20 protein-coding genes are annotated in these 17,525 nt (G+C 40.6%); 13 read left to right on the forward strand and 7 right to left on the reverse strand.

Annotation, left to right across the window (positions count from 1 at the left end):
* Both C0V70_RS18710 and galU read right to left on the reverse strand, forming a co-directional pair.
* On the reverse strand, window positions 1–927 hold the full coding sequence (locus C0V70_RS18710; RefSeq protein WP_102245387.1) for a hypothetical protein: 927 nt from the start codon (window positions 925–927) through the stop codon (window positions 1–3).
* An 8-nt stretch (window positions 928–935) separates the two neighbouring features.
* On the reverse strand, window positions 936–1,823 hold the full coding sequence (galU, locus tag C0V70_RS18715) for a UTP--glucose-1-phosphate uridylyltransferase GalU (protein WP_102245388.1): 888 nt from the start codon (window positions 1,821–1,823) through the stop codon (window positions 936–938).
* 97 nt (window positions 1,824–1,920) lie between these two features.
* On the opposite strand from galU, the gene C0V70_RS18720 reads away from it, so the two are divergent.
* Genes C0V70_RS18720 through rpe form a run of 6 tightly spaced genes read left to right on the forward strand, consistent with a single transcriptional unit; the run spans window position 1,921 to window position 6,799 of the window.
* The gene (locus C0V70_RS18720; protein ID WP_102245389.1) at window positions 1,921–2,757 is read left to right on the forward strand and encodes a hypothetical protein; all 837 of its coding nucleotides are present in this window, start codon (window positions 1,921–1,923) and stop codon (window positions 2,755–2,757) included.
* A 12-nt stretch (window positions 2,758–2,769) separates the two neighbouring features.
* Entirely contained in the window at window positions 2,770–3,504 is a 735-nt protein-coding gene (locus C0V70_RS18725) for a CFI-box extended C-terminal domain-containing protein (protein ID WP_102245390.1), read from the forward strand.
* Window positions 3,476–4,582, forward strand: coding sequence for an LptF/LptG family permease (locus tag C0V70_RS18730; RefSeq protein ID WP_102245391.1), 1,107 nt, complete (start codon window positions 3,476–3,478; stop codon window positions 4,580–4,582). Before C0V70_RS18725 ends, C0V70_RS18730 begins: the two co-directional genes overlap by 29 nt.
* 19 nt (window positions 4,583–4,601) lie before the next feature.
* Window positions 4,602–5,186: a peptide deformylase gene (gene def, locus C0V70_RS18735; protein ID WP_102245392.1), complete on the forward strand. Its 585-nt coding sequence runs from the start codon at window positions 4,602–4,604 to the stop codon at window positions 5,184–5,186.
* Window positions 5,186–6,136, forward strand: coding sequence for a methionyl-tRNA formyltransferase (gene fmt / locus C0V70_RS18740; RefSeq protein WP_102245393.1), 951 nt, complete (start codon window positions 5,186–5,188; stop codon window positions 6,134–6,136). The genes def and fmt overlap by 1 nt, the downstream gene beginning before the upstream one ends.
* A 6-nt stretch (window positions 6,137–6,142) precedes the next feature.
* Window positions 6,143–6,799 carry a ribulose-phosphate 3-epimerase gene (gene rpe / locus C0V70_RS18745; RefSeq protein ID WP_102245394.1) on the forward strand — a complete coding sequence of 219 codons (657 nt, stop codon included), beginning with the start codon at window positions 6,143–6,145 and terminating at the stop codon, window positions 6,797–6,799.
* On the opposite strand, the gene C0V70_RS18750 is transcribed toward rpe, so the two are convergent.
* Window positions 6,800–7,351 carry a hypothetical protein gene (locus C0V70_RS18750; RefSeq protein ID WP_102245395.1) on the reverse strand — a complete coding sequence of 184 codons (552 nt, stop codon included), beginning with the start codon at window positions 7,349–7,351 and terminating at the stop codon, window positions 6,800–6,802.
* A gap of 188 nt (window positions 7,352–7,539) precedes the next feature.
* Between C0V70_RS18750 and C0V70_RS18755 the strand changes: the two genes are divergently transcribed.
* From C0V70_RS18755 to hutU, 3 genes are all read left to right on the forward strand, one after another.
* Window positions 7,540–7,803, forward strand: a complete 264-nt coding sequence (locus tag C0V70_RS18755) for a hypothetical protein (protein ID WP_102245396.1) — start codon at window positions 7,540–7,542, stop codon at window positions 7,801–7,803.
* A 77-nt stretch (window positions 7,804–7,880) separates the two neighbouring features.
* Entirely contained in the window at window positions 7,881–9,416 is a 1,536-nt protein-coding gene (gene hutH / locus C0V70_RS18760) for a histidine ammonia-lyase (RefSeq protein ID WP_102245397.1), read from the forward strand.
* Window positions 9,416–11,086 carry a urocanate hydratase gene (gene hutU, locus C0V70_RS18765; RefSeq protein WP_102245398.1) on the forward strand — a complete coding sequence of 557 codons (1,671 nt, stop codon included), beginning with the start codon at window positions 9,416–9,418 and terminating at the stop codon, window positions 11,084–11,086. Before hutH ends, hutU begins: the two co-directional genes overlap by 1 nt.
* Here the strand turns inward: hutU and C0V70_RS18770 are convergent.
* Window positions 11,083–11,448, reverse strand: a complete 366-nt coding sequence (locus C0V70_RS18770; protein ID WP_102245399.1) for a hypothetical protein — start codon at window positions 11,446–11,448, stop codon at window positions 11,083–11,085. The genes hutU and C0V70_RS18770 overlap by 4 nt on opposite strands.
* Before the next feature lie 8 nt (window positions 11,449–11,456).
* Window positions 11,457–13,202, reverse strand: coding sequence for a hypothetical protein (locus C0V70_RS18775; RefSeq protein ID WP_102245400.1), 1,746 nt, complete (start codon window positions 13,200–13,202; stop codon window positions 11,457–11,459).
* A gap of 173 nt (window positions 13,203–13,375) precedes the next feature.
* Between C0V70_RS18775 and hutI the strand changes: the two genes are divergently transcribed.
* Window positions 13,376–14,587 carry an imidazolonepropionase gene (hutI, locus tag C0V70_RS18780; RefSeq protein ID WP_102245401.1) on the forward strand — a complete coding sequence of 404 codons (1,212 nt, stop codon included), beginning with the start codon at window positions 13,376–13,378 and terminating at the stop codon, window positions 14,585–14,587.
* A gap of 55 nt (window positions 14,588–14,642) precedes the next feature.
* A complete protein-coding gene (locus C0V70_RS18785; protein ID WP_158649757.1) occupies window positions 14,643–15,014 on the forward strand; it encodes a Kazal-type serine protease inhibitor family protein in 372 nt (123 codons plus the stop codon).
* Here C0V70_RS18785 and C0V70_RS18790 read toward each other — a convergent pair whose 3' ends face one another.
* Window positions 15,015–15,572: a TlpA family protein disulfide reductase gene (locus C0V70_RS18790; protein WP_102245403.1), complete on the reverse strand. Its 558-nt coding sequence runs from the start codon at window positions 15,570–15,572 to the stop codon at window positions 15,015–15,017.
* A 33-nt stretch (window positions 15,573–15,605) separates the two neighbouring features.
* Here C0V70_RS18790 and C0V70_RS18795 point away from each other — a divergent pair, with 33 nt between their 5' ends.
* Together C0V70_RS18795 and glpK are read left to right on the forward strand one after the other, a co-directional pair.
* A complete protein-coding gene (locus C0V70_RS18795) occupies window positions 15,606–15,812 on the forward strand; it encodes a hypothetical protein (RefSeq protein ID WP_102245404.1) in 207 nt (68 codons plus the stop codon).
* 35 nt (window positions 15,813–15,847) lie between these two features.
* The gene (gene glpK / locus C0V70_RS18800; protein WP_102245405.1) at window positions 15,848–17,338 is read left to right on the forward strand and encodes a glycerol kinase GlpK; all 1,491 of its coding nucleotides are present in this window, start codon (window positions 15,848–15,850) and stop codon (window positions 17,336–17,338) included.
* Here the strand turns inward: glpK and C0V70_RS18805 are convergent.
* The gene (locus tag C0V70_RS18805) at window positions 17,331–17,525 is read right to left on the reverse strand and encodes a hypothetical protein (protein ID WP_102245406.1); all 195 of its coding nucleotides are present in this window, start codon (window positions 17,523–17,525) and stop codon (window positions 17,331–17,333) included. The genes glpK and C0V70_RS18805 overlap by 8 nt on opposite strands.

The raw sequence follows: 17,525 nt of genomic DNA on the forward strand, positions 1-17,525 counted from the left end.
TTAAAATAGAAATGAATAGCCAGGGTCTGCTTGTCCCGGAGCTTTTTTCATTTCTTCATAGCTATCGGCCAGGCGCTTATCAGCTTTTTTAACATCGAGACCCAGTGTTTGGATTTTGTATAATCCACCTGTGCTGTCTTTCATGTTCATAAATTTAGGAAGTTCATTTGTTCCGTTAAAAAGAAGATAGTTACTTGCTTCTAATTTAATTTGAGCGTCAGCTGTTCCATAGTCCATGGCCCTAAATTGTCTTTCTTCGTTTGAGAAATAACCCTGAGCTGACTTCCAGTCCACTTTCCACATAAACTCGTTATCTTTTTTAACGAGTTCAATATTGCGGGCGCGCTTAAAAGTATTCGATCTGAAAAGCTCCAGAACTTTTTCTTTTGTTTTTGGGTCTTCCGGATTCAATGGAGAACCGGCATCACCTCTTCCTTTGCTGTTAACTAAGTGAGTGCGGTAAGCGCGAAGAAGCTTCATCTTATCTTCATTTAAAAGAGTTTTGTTTTTTACAATGCTCACTCCATTTTTTTCCAGGAAAGCTTCAACACCTTGAGAGCGGTTCGTCGTCAGCATCATCAGCACACCATAGAACATACTTTTTTCTGGCGCTTTCTCTCTTCTGATTTGAGTTAAAAGATCCGGGATATACTTCACGCTCTTAATTTGCGAATTAAGCATCTGTCCGTTTGAATAAACTGTCTGAAGCATGCCGATAGTATTGGGATTATCCAGAGACAATTGCAGCTTAACATAGTCCATTTTATCCGGCTCATTCAGTGACTGAACCATCATCTTAACGGTTACGTACTGTCCTGGCAGGTCTGCATTGTTTAAGTTCTTTAACAATCCTTCTTCTGTTGGAACAGAAGCTTGCACGGTAAAAGCAAACGAAAGAATCATTAAGGCCTGAAATAATCTCTTCATCGTTAATCCTATCTGATGTTGTATTTTTGTACTTTTTCTTTAATAAGACGTCTCATCATCTCTTCTGAATCTTTATTCATTAGAGCGAATTCAATCGTTGCGTTTAAGTACCCTTCGATATTTCCTGTATCAAATCTCGCGCCCTCAAAAATGTGAGCGTAAACTTCACCTTCTTTTGCCAACAAGTTGATCGCATCTGTTAATTGGTATTCTCCACCAACTCCTTTTGGGATCACTTTTAGTGCGTCGAAAATTTCCGGTCTAAAAACATATCGCCCTGGTGTTGCCAGGTTTGAGGGTGCATCGGCCGGCTTTGGTTTTTCCACCATCGTCGTCATGCGCATTGTTTTTTTCTGAGCGTCAGTAAAATTCCCTTTAACGATACCGTATTTATAAGTTTCCTGAGGATCGATTTCCATAACTCCAATCACATTGGCATTATTGTTTTTTGTCGAAACATCGATCAATTGTTTTGTAACCGGGTTTGGCCCGCGAACAATCTCATCTCCAAGGATAACTGCGAATGGCTCATTTCCAACGATATCTTTTGCACAAAGAACAGCGTGACCTAGTCCCAATTGTTCTTTCTGACGGATTGAAGTCACTTCAACCATTTTTCCAATTTGTTGAACGAGCTCGAGCTCTTTTAGTTTTCCATTTTTGATGAGAAAATCTTCCAATTCAAATTTGCGGTCGAAATAATCCTCAATCGCATTTTTACCTGATGAAGTAATGAAAACAACCTGCTCAATACCTGACAAAATTGCTTCTTCTACTACGTAGTGAATCATTGGAAGGTTGATAATGGGAATCATTTCCTTTGGAACTTCTTTAGTGGCTGGTAAAAATCTTGTCCCTTTTCCGGCAACAGGGATGACGGCACGTCTAATCTTCATTATAATTTCCTTTTGAAAGCTGTTATTAATTTTAAAAGGATTTACTAATATTCGCAATCAAATCAAAAAATCTTTTTTCCTCGTCAGCACACTACTCATGTCAAATTTTGCGCATGCAAGAATACATGAATTTGAGACGACACATCTAAAATCAACTGCTGGTACTGGTGTTTCCAGTATTCTTGCCGAAGAAGCGGCATTCTTAAACCCTGCTAGTTTATCTTTCTTCAACAATGGCAGTGTTTATTTTCAAAGAGACATGCTGCAGTTAAAGGATGATAAAGGAAATATTGTTCAAAAGCCAAAATCAACAGGTGTTGTTTTAGCTGATGGCAATGCTTCTCTAAGTGGAACAGTCAGCTACGTTCACCAGGAAGAAGGCGCAATAAAAAGAAGCCGCTGGGGAGCTAGTGCGAGTGCACCATTAAATCCAGGCTCAGCTTTTGGTTTCAGTATGAGGAAAACCAAAGATGAAAACACTCTTACAAATAAAAAAATTGATTACTATCAATCTGTTTTTGGTGTGACTCACTCAATAGATACACAAAGCTCAGTTGGTGTTGTTGTTTACGATGCTTTTAAATCAAAAGGCCAGGCAACAAAGGCCATCGTTGGTGCACAACATGTTTTTGTTGACTACATTACTATCGGTCTTGATTTCGGTGCAAACTACACGGCTGAAGAAATCTCTGAGTCACTTCTTTACCGCGGAAGTGTTCAGGTGCGCGTGCTTGATGATTTCTACCTGCGTTTTGGTGCTTTCAAAGATAAAGAACACGACGAAAAAGGAAATGGTTTTGGATTGGCATGGATTCAACCAAGACTTGCTCTTGAGTTCGCTCTGAAAAATACGACACAAGATGCAGACACGACTATCAACAGAACAGAATCTAAAGTAAAAGAGATGTCTTTCGCTGCATCGTTAAGATTCTAAAATAGGTGTAACTTGGCAAAGAAAAAAGCTGACGCAAAAGACCTCAAGGACGAGAAAAAGCGCGAGCAGGTTGTGGAGCTTTATCGCACCCGACTGACTCACCTCAAGCGCGCTCAAGTTTTTGTCAAAGAAGACCGCATGGCCCAGGCCGTGGATTCTTATAACAAATACCTCGGTATTCTCGCTCTCTATTTCGATACAACCGAAGACCGTTTAACTCCTTCGCTCTTTGATGCTGAAAAAGACATGACGGAGCTGCTGTTAATCAGTCACGCCTATTGGGATTTGGCCAAGGCCTACGACCGCAGCCCCAACCTGCAAAGAGATTGTCTGCGCTGTTTAGAACAGTTTATGAAGTTCTCAATTGGTTTTAAATACCAACACGTAAACGCTCAAATCATCCGCAAGTTTAACAATAAAAAGCAGGCCCACAACCCTAAGGCCTTTGAGGCCGCTTACCACAAGATTCAAATCAGTGCGAAGAGATGTTATGTGGCCACGATGTGTTTTGGATTTGAGCACGAAAAAACTGAAGTCTTAAGGCACTTCAAGTTGAAGATCGCTAAGCATGAACTGGGATTGGATTTTATCGACTTTTATTATACACACTCACCTCGCCTGGTAGATTTTTTAAGTCAGAAACCAGTCCTAAAGTTTGCTTTTAATACTTTTATCGCGCGTCCCTTATTATCAACTTTTGTGTTTTTAATCAGACCCCATGTTTACAATCAGAAAACTCATTCTTAAAGAATGGCTGACATTTTTTTTAGGCGCTGTTTTTATCCTGGCCATGGTCTTGTCTCTTGGACATATCCTGACGGGTCTTTTAAAGGCAACAAACGAACTGCGCTCAATTCTGCTAGATTTAGCTCTGGAGATGCCATCGTTTCTTATTAAAATTTTTCCAGTCTCTTGCCTGGTTGCCTCCCTGTTTTCTATCAATAAGCTTAAAAGCCGCAACGAATTGACGGCCATTTTTGCCAGTGGTTTTTCTCGCAGACAATTTGTTCTTTGTGTAGGAATTATCGGTGCAATGATTGGTCTTATTCTTTTTCTTATCAACGGCTACCTAGTCCCCTATACAAAACATCAGCAGTCACTTTTAAGTGACTCACATCCACGCATTGCCAATAAAGCAAAGACAAGTACCGTTTCAATTAATGCTCTTAAGTCTGGTAAAATTTGGTTTAAAGGACAGGACTATTTCTTTTCATATAGTTCTTTTGATGGCGTCACAAATACAATTTATGATTTAAATTTATACTTCTACGACAGAAACTTCAAACTGGCCGAACAAGTAAGTGCCGGCACGGCGAAATTTGTTGAAGGAAAAACATGGCAGCTGGAAAAAGGCGTTCATGTAACCAATCTGGAAAACAAAACGTTTCCAGCTCCAAGCTTTTTTCACGATAAAAAATTTGACTTAAATGAGACGGTGTCTGATTTTAAAAAGATTAACGCTGACATTTCTACCCTCAATATTTGGCGTCTGTATGATTACATCCTTGTTCTAAGAACGAATGGAATCAACGACAGTGAATATTATGTAACGTTCCTCGATAAATTTTCCTCAGGCTTTACCTGTCTGGTTTTGGCGATTTTAGCCTCTGTTGCGCTCTTTAATCCCAACCGACGAAACAGCTCTTTTGGGATGAATATCGCCTTCGTTCTCACCTTCACCTTCCTGTATTGGTTTATTTACTCGTACTTTATGACTCTTGGACAAACCAGTAAAATCCCAGCGATAGCCGCTACTTTTGGGGTTCCATCGGTCTTTGTTCTCTACTTAGCAGGCTATTTTATTTACCATCGCAAATTGCGCTAGTTTATGGTATTTAATAGAAATGAAAGATAACTTTTTAGAGAACTACAAATTAGAGGGAACCAAGCTTCCTATCTTCACATATCCTGCACCTGTTTTAAAAAAGGTCGCTGCTCCTGTCACTGAATTTAATGATGAGTTAAGAGCACTGGTTAAAGACATGCTTTTCACCATGTACCACGCACCAGGTATTGGTTTAGCAGCACCACAAGTCGGTGTGAGCCTGCGTTTTTTTGTTTTAGACATCTGGTTTGAAAGAGATAAAGTGACAATGGCCGATGGCACTGAAGAATGGCGTCTTTCGGATTTTAAACCAATGGTTTTCATCAATCCTGTTTTTAAAAACAAAACCGGCGAAATCATCCACGAAGAAGGATGCTTAAGTGTTCCCGGTGTATACGAAGACGTTAAACGTGCTGAGTTTGTAACGGTTGAGTACCAAGATATGTACGGCAATCACTTATCGCTTGATGCTGATGAATTGCTTTCAGTTTGTCTTCAACACGAAAACGACCACCTCGATGGAATTGTTTTCATCGATCGCCTAAGTTTTTTAAAGAAGCAATTAATTGAAAAAAAGTTCCTAAAGAAACAAAAGAAAAAATAATGACTAGAAAATTAAATGTCGTTTACTGTGGGACTCCTGATTTTTCAGTGCCTACACTCGAAGAGCTGTACAATAATCCGTCTATCAATCTTGTCGGCGTTATCACTATGCCTGATCGTCCGGCCGGAAGAGGACAAGAATTAAAAGCTCCTCCTGTTGCTGAGTTTGCTAAAACTCACAACATTCCTCTTTATCAGGTTGAAAATATCAACCGCGAACCAGAAGTTCTTGAAGCATTGGAAAAACTAAACCTGGATTTTATCCTGGTTCTAGCTTTCGCTCAGTTCTTAGGATCACGCATTCTCAACATGCCAAGACTAGGGTGTTTTAACATTCACACGTCTATTCTTCCAAAATACCGTGGAGCTGCACCTATTCAGTACGCTCTTTTAAACGGCGACACTTCAACAGGTGTTTCAATTCAAAAGATGGTTAAAGAAATGGATGCAGGCGATCTCGTTCATTTTGATGAAGTGGCAATCACAGACGATGAAACCGGAGAAAGCCTTTACAACAAACTTAAACTTAAAGCTGCTGTCAGTACCAAAGCATTAATCGAAAAAGTTTTAGAGGATAAACTGGTTTACACACCTCAAGATCCTGCAGGAGTGAGTTTTGCTCCAACAATAAAAAAAGAAGATGGATTCTTAAACTTTAAAGAATCAGATTATAAAAAAATCAAAAACCAAATTAAGGCCTTTGACCCATGGCCTGGGACCTATTGCTTTTTAAACAACCTAAGACTTAAGGTTTTTGAAATCGAAAAACTTCCTCGCTCTCTAAAGCCGGGTGAAACATCAATTGATCACGGACTTCTGTCTATTGGTCTAAATGATGGATCTGCTATCAGGTTAAGCAGAGTGCAGCTTGAAGGTAAAAAAGTTTGCAGTGACACTGAATTATTAAACGGACTTAAAAATAAGGGCGGAGAGATCATCCTCAATCCGTAAAAGTTTATGACTATCATTTCACCAAGTCTTCTTGCCTGCGATTTCCTCAACATTGAGCCGGAGCTTATGGCGTTTTCTGGTGTAAAAGACATGTGGTTTCACCTCGATATCATGGACGGACATTTTGTTCCGAACCTGACTTTCGGGCACCCAATCATTGAACTTATTGCAAAAAAATCTCCTCATAAATGTGATGCTCACTTCATGGTGACCAATCCTGAGTTTCACGGCGAAACTTTAAAAAATGCCGGTCTCCACAACTTCACGTTTCACCTTGAAGCAGTGATGGATTCACTTTCACTTATTAAAGAATTAAAAAAAAATTACCCAAGTGTGGGAATTTCAATCAAGCCAAATACTCCAACTCATAAACTGAGTGATGAAATCCTAAAGGCAGTTGATCTGGTTTTAGTCATGTCAGTTGAACCTGGCTTTGGTGGACAGTCTTTTATGCCAAGTGCATTTGATAAAATCAAAGAGCTTAAAAAGAGACGCGAATCCCTTAAAGCACATTTCCAGATTCAAGTTGATGGTGGTGTGACAGACAAAAACGCCAAGGAACTAATTGAGGCAGGAGCCGACAATTTGGTTGCCGGCTCTTATGTTTTTAAAACGACTAAAGACAATTACAAAAATAAAATCGAATCACTACGAAGCTTTTAACTATTGAGCTAGAAGAGTTAACGTCTGATCTTGTTGGCAAATAAGAAGATCGCCGTCAGCAGCACATGTCATATCTGTTGAGACGATTGAGCTTGAAATAGCTCCACCTAAAAGTCTTAGGTTTCTTAGAGTATCAAGACCAGATTTTTTCATGCTGGCAGCGTATAGTCCTTCCATCGTTTGAGCGCTTACAGTGATGGCCTTCACTGAACCAAAAAGACTTGTACTCACTGTCGCTGGGATTTCTTTATTGATATTTTCTTTGATGTCGATAAGTCTTACAACATTCTTTCCTGTTACTTCTAAACTCACCAACTCTTCACTTGCTTCGTTGATTTCTTGTGAGCTTAGGTTTTTTGTTCCTTTTGCCGTGATGTAATCAAGAGACGCTTGTCCAGTTACCACTTGAGAAATTTTAGTGAAGCGAGTTTTTGAGATTTTTTTAAGCGTTAAAACTTCATGACCTTTCACTGTATAAACAAGACGGTCTCCAGCAAACGCTGAAGTTGAAAGAGTAAGTGCCAATGCAAAGACTGCAAGAGTTGTTTTCATAAGAGCTCCTATTGATGGTTGCCCCCATCATAGCAGGCCTATAAAAACCTGGTAGGTCTCTTGAATTTTTTACTTGTGCCTTCTTTTTGAGGGGATTTTTTTGTTTATCTCTGAGGGAGACGGTGAAGAAATCAGGTACTTAAGTCCTCATTTGGTTTAGGCTCCCTTAGCACTTAAACTCCCCACATATGCAATTGAGAAACATTTTAAAAACCCTGAGCTTTAAGAAGCCCGAGAACAAGGAGCTCGAGCAAATCATTTTATTTATCCAGATGAATCACCTCCAGTCATTAACTGAGGCGATTGAGGGCAATCCGGGCCTGCTCTACCTCTGTCACAAGAAGCGCTCACTCCTATACTGGTGCAGTCATTACAACAATACAAAAGCCCATATGGTCGTCATTCAATTGATTAAAAAATACCCTAAAGAAAACAGTGTGATAGCTGCCTAAATTGAAGCAAAACACCATTACATTTTGAGCTTTTTCATTGTAGGATCAAGGCGTTTTTTTAACCCTTGAGAGTACACATGAATATCAGTCTAAACGGCCAGTCTTTAACTATTGATCAAGTCCATCAAGTCGCTCACGCCAAAGGTGGCGCTGTAAAACTATCTATCGATGCAAAAGCTATGGATAAAATGAAAGCATCACGCGCTTTTGTTTTCGACATCGTAAAAAAGGGAGCTCCGGTTTACGGAATCAATACGGGTTTTGGTGCTCTTTCAAGCATGCACATCGCTGAAAAAGACCTAGCGACATTACAAGTAAATTTAATCCGCTCTCACTGCACAGGTGTGGGCAAGCCTTTTTCTCGTGAAGTCACAAGAGCGATCATGCTTCTTCGTGCAAACTGCCTGACTTCAGGTTTCTCTGGTGTAGAGCCAAGTACAGTTGAATTACTTTTAGATTTTTTAAATAACGACATCACTCCAGTTGTTCCTGAAAAAGGATCTGTTGGGGCCAGTGGTGACCTTGCTCCTCTTTCTCATATCGCTCTTGCTTTAATTGGCGAAGGTGAAGTCGAGTTCCAGGGTAAAATCGTAAACTCAGATGTAGCCATTAAATCTCTTGGAAAAAATCCAGCTGTTCTTGGACCAAAAGATGGTCTTGCTTTAATTAACGGAACAGCTTGTATGGCCGCTCTTGGAGCATTAGCTGTTTTTGAAGCTCGCCAAATTATGAAGCTAGCCGATATCTGTGCGACGTTAACAATGGACGGAGTCAAAGGAACAGATAAAGCTTATAACCCAAAAATCACAATGCTTAAGCCACATCCAGGTCAAATTGCCTGTATGGAAAACTTAAACAAACTTGTTCTTGGATCAAAACTAAAAGACTCTCACCCAGACTGTCACAAAGTTCAAGATCCCTATTCACTTCGTTGTGTGCCTCAAGTTCATGGAGCTTGTAGACAAACTCTTATCCACGCAGAACAAGTTATTGGTCTTGAGTTAAACGCAGTCACAGATAACCCGCTTATCTTCGTTGAGAGCGCAGAAGTTATTTCTGGTGGTAACTTCCACGGTGAAGCTCTTGCTTTAGTGATGGATTACCTGGCAATGGGTGTGGCTGAAATCTGCAACATCTCTGAGCGCAGAATTGAAAAAATGATGAACCCTACATTTTCTGAACTTCCAGCGTTCTTAACAAGAAACTCTGGATTAAACTCAGGGCTTATGATTGCTCACGTAACAGCGGCAGCGCTTGTGAGTGAAAATAAATACCTTTGTCATCCTGCTAGTGTGGATTCAGTTCCAACTTCAACAGATAAAGAAGATCACGTTTCTATGGGGGTAACGGCGGGAAGAAAACTACACGAAGTTATTGAGAACGCTAAGTCTGTTCTGGCAATCGAGCTTCTGTGTAACACTCAGGCACTTGATCTTCAAAGACCAGAAAGAACTTCAGATGCACTTGAAGCTGTTTACTCACTAATCAGAAAGACAGTTCCGACAATCGAAGACGACAGAATATTTTACAAAGATATGAACAATATTATTAAAGTTATCAACAGTGGCGAAGTCGTTGCTGCTGCTGAATCAAAACTTGGAGCGCTAAACTAATGAGTACACATAATATTCCATTACCTCCAACAGGATCAACTCTTACAACTAAGGGATGGCACCAGGAAGCGGCACTAAGATGCCTTCTTAACAACCTTCACCCTGAAGTTGCTGAAGACAGAGAAAACCTCATTGTTTACGGTGGAAACGGACAAGCAGCAAGAAATCATCAAGCACTTCAAGACATCATCCACGCGCTAAAAAATTTAGAAAACAATGAAACACTTATGATCCAATCTGGGAAACCGGTCGCGATTTTACCTTCTCACGAACACGGGCCAAGAGTTCTCATTGCCAACTCTAACCTTGTTCCTCACTGGGCAACGTGGGAGCACTTCAACAAACTTAAAGACGAAGGTCTAATGATGTACGGTCAAATGACTGCTGGATCGTGGATCTACATCGGAACTCAAGGGATTCTTCAAGGAACGTATGAAACTTTCATGGCCGCAGCTGAAAAGCACTACGGTGAAGGTTCAGACTTAACTGGAAAACTTGTTTTAACTGCTGGTATTGGTGGTATGGGTGGAGCTCAACCTCTTGCTGTAAAAATGGCAAACGGTGTGTGTTTAGCTTGTGACGTTGAAGAGTGGAGAATTGAGAAGAGATTAAAGACAAGATACCTAGATGTACTTTGTAAGTCTTTTGATGAAGCCATCGATCTTGCTTTAAAATCTGTAAAAGAGAAAAAGGCCATCTCTATTGGTGTTGTTGGAAACGCTGCTGATTTCTTCAAATATGTTTACGATAAAGGAATCAGGCCAGATCTAGTGACAGACCAAACATCTGCTCACGATCCACTAAACGGATACGTTCCTCATAAAATGACTGTCGCTGAAGCACTTGCTTTAAGAACAAGCAATCCTGCTAAATACGTTGAGCTTTCAAAACTTACAATGGGTGAACACGTAAAAGCGATGCTTGCTTTCCAAAAAGCAGGATCACACGTTTTTGACTACGGAAACAACCTACGTGAAGGTGCAAAACAAGTGGGCGTAACAAACGCCTACGACTTCCCAGGATTCGTTCCTGCTTATATCAGACCACTTTTCTGCAAAGGATCTGGGCCATTTAGATGGGTAGCTCTATCAGGGGACCCGGAAGATATCCGTGTAACAGATGAAGCAATGAAAAAACTTTTCCCTGAAAATAAAAAACTTCACAACTGGTTAGATAAAGCTCAAGAAATGGTCGCTTTCCAAGGTCTTCCGGCGCGTATCTGTTGGTTAAACTACGGTGAGCGTGAGAAAGCAGGACTAATGTTCAACCAACTTGTTCGCGAAGGAAAAGTAAAAGCGCCAATCGTTATTGGTCGCGATCATTTAGATACAGGTTCAGTAACAAGTCCTAACAGAGAAACTGAAGGCATGATGGATGGAACAGATGCAGTTTCTGACTGGTCTCTTCTAAACCTTATGATCAACACAATGAACGGAGCTTCATGGACTTCATTCCACCACGGTGGTGGTGTTGGTATTGGATACTCTCAACACTCTGGGATGGTAATCTGTGCTGATGGTTCAAAAGATATGGATGAGAGACTTAAGCGCGTTTTAAACTCTGACCCAGGAATGGGAGTTGCTCGCCACGCGGACGCTGGTTATGAAATCGCTCGCGAAACAGCAAGAAAGAGTTCGCTAAAGCTTCCGTCACTAAAAATTAACTCTTAATAAAGATCTGAGGCGCTGGCCTGGGTGTTGTCTTTGAATTTACAAAAGGCACTCTCAGCGCCAGCGTTGTTTTTAAGAATTAGGATTTCTCCTGCATAATCTTTTTTACAAACCACTGCGCCCGGATTTTTTCCGCCACTTCTTTCTGCTTCACTGACTTTCACTTTATCTTTGTTTAAAACGGCCTTAATCGCCTCGCATTTCTCTCTTTGTGCCAGACAGTTCTCTGAAACCAGGGCCCCTGTTTCTTTGTCTTTAACAAACGAATAATAAAGGCTGCCACTTGACCAGACATCAACACTCACCACCGGTTCAGCGGCCCAAAGAGGGTGAATTATAAATAAGAGAAGAAGCTGTTTCATAATGACTCTTAGTTTAAGTAATCAACGCCATAGACGCTGTCGAAAAAGTTTTGCTCATTAAACCAATAAGCGCCCTTGCCATCTACATTTTCAATTCCAGATTCTGCAGTGGCGCGGTTGTTGGCCCCCCATGAATTCTGAATCAAATACTTATATTTTCCTTCGGAGCACTGGATTCCCACGATTCCCAGAGCATGATGGCCACACTCATTATCTTTGAACTGCGCTTTGGGTTTCTTCAATATTTGCGCGCATAAAGATGCTGTCAGTGGTTGATTGCTCTTTAATTTTTTTATGATCATCTTGTCGATATCATCTTTATTCTTCCAGCTGCTTTGAATCGTGCTGCAAGATACATTCTGAGGGATTTGGATTTTTGTGCTATCATTGCAGTCGCTTGCATAAAGCGACATCATGGCCTGGTCGTAGTTGTTCCCTGCATTTGTTGTTAAAAAATCCATTGCTGTTTCGAGGTCATCAAGTCCAGATTCTTTGTATTTAACAATAACGTTGGTAGCCTGCTTCATCAGCTCAGCATAAGAGCACAGGCTGACATTACTTCGCCAATCTTCTTCGAAGTCTTTAGTTTGAAAATAGCCATAGGTGTTTCTTTTCACACATGCTTTTGAAAAGCCTGAATTTGCAACTTCATTATACTCATCACTTAAGTCTTTCAGGCTATTGCTCAAGATACTTGAGGCACCTACAATTTTATCTTTCATGAATTTTCTTGCAATCACCTTTTCTGAAGATGGCATACTGAGGTTTTCCATGAAACTGTCTGTTATATCATCGCTTAAACTCTCAACTGTGAAGCCACCTTTTCTTTGCTCTATTTTAGCCTCTAGGCGCTTTTTCCAATTAGGGTCTATTCCACTAACTTCGATAGAGCCATCTTGATTGACTTTCGCATTGTACGCCAATCCCTTTACAATCTTGCACCAGTATTCATTGCTTGATGAAAACTCAGGCTTAAAGCAAAATTTGTAGCTTAAGGCCTGTTGAGTGAGTGGCCCTAAAAGCATGTCAATATTATCTGCATTGATTCGATTGCAATCCTTCTCTTCAATTTTTTTAATCTTCTTTTGAATTAAATCCTGAAAGCTGGTTTTAAAATTTTGGTATTTTTCTTGTGCCGCCTGTACTTTCTTTTTATTGAAAAGACCTGGCTTCTCATTAATATCACCAAAAATTTTTTGAAATTGATTCATGTAGAGAGATGATTCAAGGAAAGTTTTAAATTGCTTATGTTCAATATCTCCAGACGTCAGAATCTTTTCAAGATTAAGGTCGGTGCGCGTACAAAGAATTGGCTTTTTTTCATTATCCTGCATATTTTTAACAGTAGTGATCACGCCACACGTGTTCCCTCCATCCAGGGCCAGGTCCCAGTCCATTGCGCCACCGCTGCCATTAATGGCCTTCTGAGAGTTTTTCTCTTCTTTGACATAGATATTAAAATTTCCAGTATTTTTTGCTTCTGACCTTTGGTTTTTTAAACCCTCAGTCTTATACAAAGTCGCTAAATGCAGATAAGAAACCTCTGGATTATTAGGAAGAGCTGATTGAAGCAAAAGGCTGGCTGCATTGGCATAACAACTTCCCAGACCATCTTGATCTTGTACGCGAAAGTTCGCCAAACTCTTATTGCCCTCATCAACGCGGATAATCTCACCATTTTGCATCTCTCCACAATTTTGTGCGAGAGCAGTGGCCGAAAGCGTGAGAAACATAGTCAAAAGTGCAATTTTCATAAGCAAAAAACCTCATAAAAATTCTAACACATTTCACTTAGGTTTTAAGGGAGGAAGACTTAACCTGAGTAAAGCAATCAAGTAGTCTACTTTTAAACTTTTACCTCTTCTGGAATGCCCGCTTTCGTTCTATACTGCTTTCTCCAACCACTATAGTGAGTTAAACAAGATCTATGACAGTTAAAATTTTTCGCCACTTCTCTGAAATTGCCACTCTGGAAAATGCCTATAAAAAAGATGGGAGAAAACTTTCTCCTTCTGACCTTGGATTAATTAAGGACGCTTCTATTGTCTACAACCACGATGAGATCATTTGGGTTGGCCCCGATAGCCAGCTGCCAGAAGATTATCAACACATGGATTTTATCGATGCCAGTGGAAAGACCTGTGTGCCGGAAATTGTCGACTCACACACACACGTTGTATTTGGTGGAGACCGCGCTCACGAATACAGCATGAGACTTAACGGCGCCACTTATGAAGAGATCGCTAAGGCCGGTGGTGGAATTTTAAACTCGATGAAAGGAACAAATGCCCTTTCTCGCAGTGAACTTTTAAAACTTGCTCAACAAAGAATTAAAAACATCCGCTCTTACGGAGTGGGTACAATCGAAGTTAAATCTGGTTACGGGTTAAACTTTGAAAAAGAATATGAAATTTCCCGCATCATCCACGATTTAAAAAATATCGTGCGTCCTGATGTGCAAATCATTAACACTTTCATGGCCGCTCATGCAGTTCCTAAAGACTACTCGAGCTCATATGAATACATGAAAGATGTAGTTCTTCCTCTGTTAGATAAACTTGGTGAAGAACAAATCCTTGATTGCGTTGATATCTTCCACGAGCAAAATTATTTCTCTGAAGAAGATGTCATCTCACTTTTTGAGCGCGCAAAAAGATGGAACATCCCAGTTAAAATGCACGCTGACGAATTTAACGATAACAAAGGCGCCATCCTCGCAACTAAATACCAGGCGCTTTCAGCAGACCACCTTCTAGCAACTGGAGCTGATGGGATTGAAGCGCTTAAGAATTCAAATACCGTAGCGACACTACTTCCTGGCACAGGACTTTTCTTAGGGAAAAACCAGGCCAATGGCCGCGCCTTTTTAGATGCCGGAGTTAAAGTTGCCATCGCTTCTGATTACAACCCAGGTTCATGTCACTGCGACAACCTCGTGATGATTGCCTCATTGGCCGCTCCGATTTATAAAATGAATATGGCGGAACTATGGTGTGCTATCACTTTCAACGCCGCTTGTGCCGTTGGACTGAAAAACCAAGGGGCCTTAATCCCTGGGCTTAGACCACGATTCAGCGTCTTTAATACCGACTCAATTGATCGAATTACCTATAATTGGGGCAAGAATTTAGCTATTTAGCACTTTTTAGGCCCAATAAGATTTAGTTTTGATGGGATTGTCCGATAAGCCTTCTATGAAAAGGTTTGTTACATTCCTGCGTTTATTTAGTCTGACTACGTTGCTCGTTTTAGCATCGTGTGGGTCTGATAAAATGCAAGGAGCTTCAACTGGCTCAAACTCTCTAACTGGTGGGCAATGCGCTTGTAACTCAAGTTATTCACCAGTATGCGGATACAACAACGTCACATACGATAATCTATGCCAGGCCAAATGCTATTATGGTGATGAGGCCAATAAGTTTGCTCAAGGTAGCTGTAACTGTAGCGACAGCGGTCCTGTATGTGGTGATGACAACAAAACTTATATCAATGAATGTGAAGCTCAAGCAGCAATCAGAAATGGTTTCATGAAAAGAATCGTTAAATTTAGCGATTGCAATCGCTAATTAATTCGCTGTCCACTCTTTCATTTTTTCCACAATCTCTTCTGCATTAAAATCCATCGGCCCATTGCTAAAATGAACCACTTTTCCTCTATGGAAAATGATCGTGACTGGAATCGCTGACACTTTGAAGTCTGTGACTAACTTAGAGTTTTTATCTGGAACGATAATGAATTCATCTTTCATATTGATCTTCTTCATTATCTTATGAATGTTGGCAACTTGGTCATCTTCATCTGTATTGATGGCCACAATTTGAACTTGTTCAGGTTTGAATTTATTTTTTAGGGCCATCATCGAAGGCATCTCTTCCAGGCATGGAATACACCACGAAGCCCAGAAATTTAAAATCACCACCGGTGCATTGATTTTTGTCATTGGCAGATCCTCGCCCGCCAGCGTTTTATAATTTCCGTGGAGGAAAAGATTCTCGTACTCCAGATATTCTTGCGACTGCTTGATCACTTCTTCATTTTTTGCGAAGAACTTGAATCCTATTTGTCCGGCAAGCACAACGCCAAACACCACGATAAATATAATAAATGGTAAAAATTTCTTCATTGCATGAGCCCCTAATCGTTCTAAAATTATACTATGTTTAAAACCAGACTGAAACTAAAACCCAAGAGTTTAAATAACCAAAAAGGTCAAACTTTCTTGGAATTCATTTTCGTTTTAATGCTACTGATAAGCATCTCCTTTGCCTACATGAGAGGCTTTAGCTTCTATATTGGTTCCCGTTGGGAAGTCATGCTAAAAATTATTGCCAGACCTAATGCAAGTACAGTTACAATTCCGTAAGTGACATTCTTTTAAAATAAGTTCAGTGAGGGCCTATGAATTACATCTTGTCGATTGACCAGGGAACAACAGGAACGAGATCTTGTCTGATTGATGCCGAAACTTTTACTCTTATCGGTCAGGCAAGTAAGGAATACCCTCAAATCTATCCCAAACCATCTTGGGTTGAACACAACCTCAATGACATCTGGGCGACAGTTGAATCAACTGCTAAAGAAGTTTTAAAAAACAATAATGTTCAGGCCCATCAAATTAAGGCCATCGGTATCACCAACCAACGCGAAACAACTTGTGCCTTCGATAAAAAAGGAACTCCACTCGCTAACGCGATTGTCTGGCAAGACAGGCGCACCAGCGATTTCTGTCAGGAGCTGAAGGGAAAAAATCTTTCAGAGAAGATTAAAGAAAAAACAGGCCTTCCTATCGATCCTTATTTTTCTGCAACGAAAATGAATTGGCTTTTAAAAAATAATTCAGCTGTGGCAAATGCTGCCAAAGATGGCACTCTTCTTTTTGGAACGATCGATACTTTTCTTCTTTTTAAATTAACCGGACACGTTTCTCATAAGACTGATGCTTCAAACGCCTCTCGCACGATGTTGATGAATTTAAAGACCTGTGACTGGGACGCTGAGCTTCTCGATGTCTTCGGAGTGAAAAAAGAGTTTCTTCCTTCTATTGAAGACTCATTTGGAAATTTCGGTGTGACTAAGGGCCTTTCGTTTTTACCAGACGGCATTCCGGTGACTGGAATTTTAGGAGATCAGCAATCAGCTCTTTTTGGACAAGCAGGTTTTCATAAAGGCGAAATGAAATGCACTTATGGTACTGGTGCCTTTGTTCTTTTAAATACAGGTGATGACTTAATTTACTCAAAGTCAGGACTTCTGACGACTGTTGAGTATCGCCACAAAGGTAAGGCCGTCTACGCTCTTGAAGGTTCAAGTTACATCGCTGGTGCGGCTGTTCAATGGCTGCGCGATAATTTAAAGATCATTAAAAAAAGTTCTGAAGTGGAACCTCTTGCTCGCGAAGTCCATAACTTTGAAGAGCTAAAGCACATTCAGTTCTTCCCATTTTTTGCCGGAATAGGCTCTCCTTACTGGAATGCTGAGGCCAAAGGAGCAATCACCGGACTGACTCGCGATTCTGGACGCGCTCATATTGCTTTTGCATGCCTTGAAGGTGTCGCCATGGCGATTAATGACCTTTTAATGGCGATGAAAAAAGACACTGGTCTTAGTATTAAGACTCTTAAAGTTGACGGCGGAGCCGCCGCTAATACGCTTTTGATGGAGCTTCAAGCGACAATTTCAGAAACGACAATTGTTAGACCTAAAGTTATCGAGACAACAGCTTTTGGTGCAGCGATGGCCGCGGCGATTGGTGCCGGTTTAACTGACTTTGAAAAACTCTCGACGACATGGAAAAAAGACCGCGAGTTTCCGATTGATTCAAATCTTGAAGGTTATATCAAAGACAAGAGAGAGCTTTGGAATAAAACGATCAGCAAAATGTTTACTTAACTGGTTTTGCTTCCTGCGGCCCTTTGGTCGCAGGAGGTGCCGCCATCTCGCACACCTTTTTCTTCGGGTCCCAAATCCCTTTTGATTCCACACAATAATGAATAGATGCAAAATCTCTCGCAATCACAGCTACAATCCCAATTAAAAGGAGAATCATGGTCGCAATTAAGAGATTTCGATCTTTCAT

Origin of the sequence: Bacteriovorax stolpii (assembly GCF_002872415.1) — a bacterium.
Lineage (GTDB): Bacteria > Bdellovibrionota > Bacteriovoracia > Bacteriovoracales > Bacteriovoracaceae > Bacteriovorax > Bacteriovorax stolpii.

Bases quoted from the DNA above. Each gene is read 5' to 3' on its own strand.
- def (WP_102245392.1), top strand. From the start codon at position 4,602: ATGAAAGATAACTTTTTAGAGAACTACAAATTAGAGGGAACCAAGCTT.
- C0V70_RS18730 (WP_102245391.1), top strand. From the start codon at position 3,476: ATGTTTACAATCAGAAAACTCATTCTTAAAGAATGGCTGACATTTTTT.
- galU (WP_102245388.1), bottom strand. From the start codon at position 1,823: ATGAAGATTAGACGTGCCGTCATCCCTGTTGCCGGAAAAGGGACAAGA.
- C0V70_RS18790 (WP_102245403.1), bottom strand. From the start codon at position 15,572: ATGAAGAAATTTTTACCATTTATTATATTTATCGTGGTGTTTGGCGTT.
- C0V70_RS18710 (WP_102245387.1), bottom strand. From the start codon at position 927: ATGAAGAGATTATTTCAGGCCTTAATGATTCTTTCGTTTGCTTTTACC.
- C0V70_RS18755 (WP_102245396.1), top strand. From the start codon at position 7,540: ATGCAATTGAGAAACATTTTAAAAACCCTGAGCTTTAAGAAGCCCGAG.
- C0V70_RS18720 (WP_102245389.1), top strand. From the start codon at position 1,921: ATGTCAAATTTTGCGCATGCAAGAATACATGAATTTGAGACGACACAT.
- hutU (WP_102245398.1), top strand. From the start codon at position 9,416: ATGAGTACACATAATATTCCATTACCTCCAACAGGATCAACTCTTACA.
- C0V70_RS18770 (WP_102245399.1), bottom strand. From the start codon at position 11,448: ATGAAACAGCTTCTTCTCTTATTTATAATTCACCCTCTTTGGGCCGCT.
- C0V70_RS18805 (WP_102245406.1), bottom strand. From the start codon at position 17,525: ATGAAAGATCGAAATCTCTTAATTGCGACCATGATTCTCCTTTTAATT.
- C0V70_RS18785 (WP_158649757.1), top strand. From the start codon at position 14,643: ATGAAAAGGTTTGTTACATTCCTGCGTTTATTTAGTCTGACTACGTTG.
- glpK (WP_102245405.1), top strand. From the start codon at position 15,848: ATGAATTACATCTTGTCGATTGACCAGGGAACAACAGGAACGAGATCT.
- hutH (WP_102245397.1), top strand. From the start codon at position 7,881: ATGAATATCAGTCTAAACGGCCAGTCTTTAACTATTGATCAAGTCCAT.
- C0V70_RS18750 (WP_102245395.1), bottom strand. From the start codon at position 7,351: ATGAAAACAACTCTTGCAGTCTTTGCATTGGCACTTACTCTTTCAACT.
- rpe (WP_102245394.1), top strand. From the start codon at position 6,143: ATGACTATCATTTCACCAAGTCTTCTTGCCTGCGATTTCCTCAACATT.
- C0V70_RS18795 (WP_102245404.1), top strand. From the start codon at position 15,606: ATGTTTAAAACCAGACTGAAACTAAAACCCAAGAGTTTAAATAACCAA.
- hutI (WP_102245401.1), top strand. From the start codon at position 13,376: ATGACAGTTAAAATTTTTCGCCACTTCTCTGAAATTGCCACTCTGGAA.
- C0V70_RS18775 (WP_102245400.1), bottom strand. From the start codon at position 13,202: ATGAAAATTGCACTTTTGACTATGTTTCTCACGCTTTCGGCCACTGCT.
- fmt (WP_102245393.1), top strand. From the start codon at position 5,186: ATGACTAGAAAATTAAATGTCGTTTACTGTGGGACTCCTGATTTTTCA.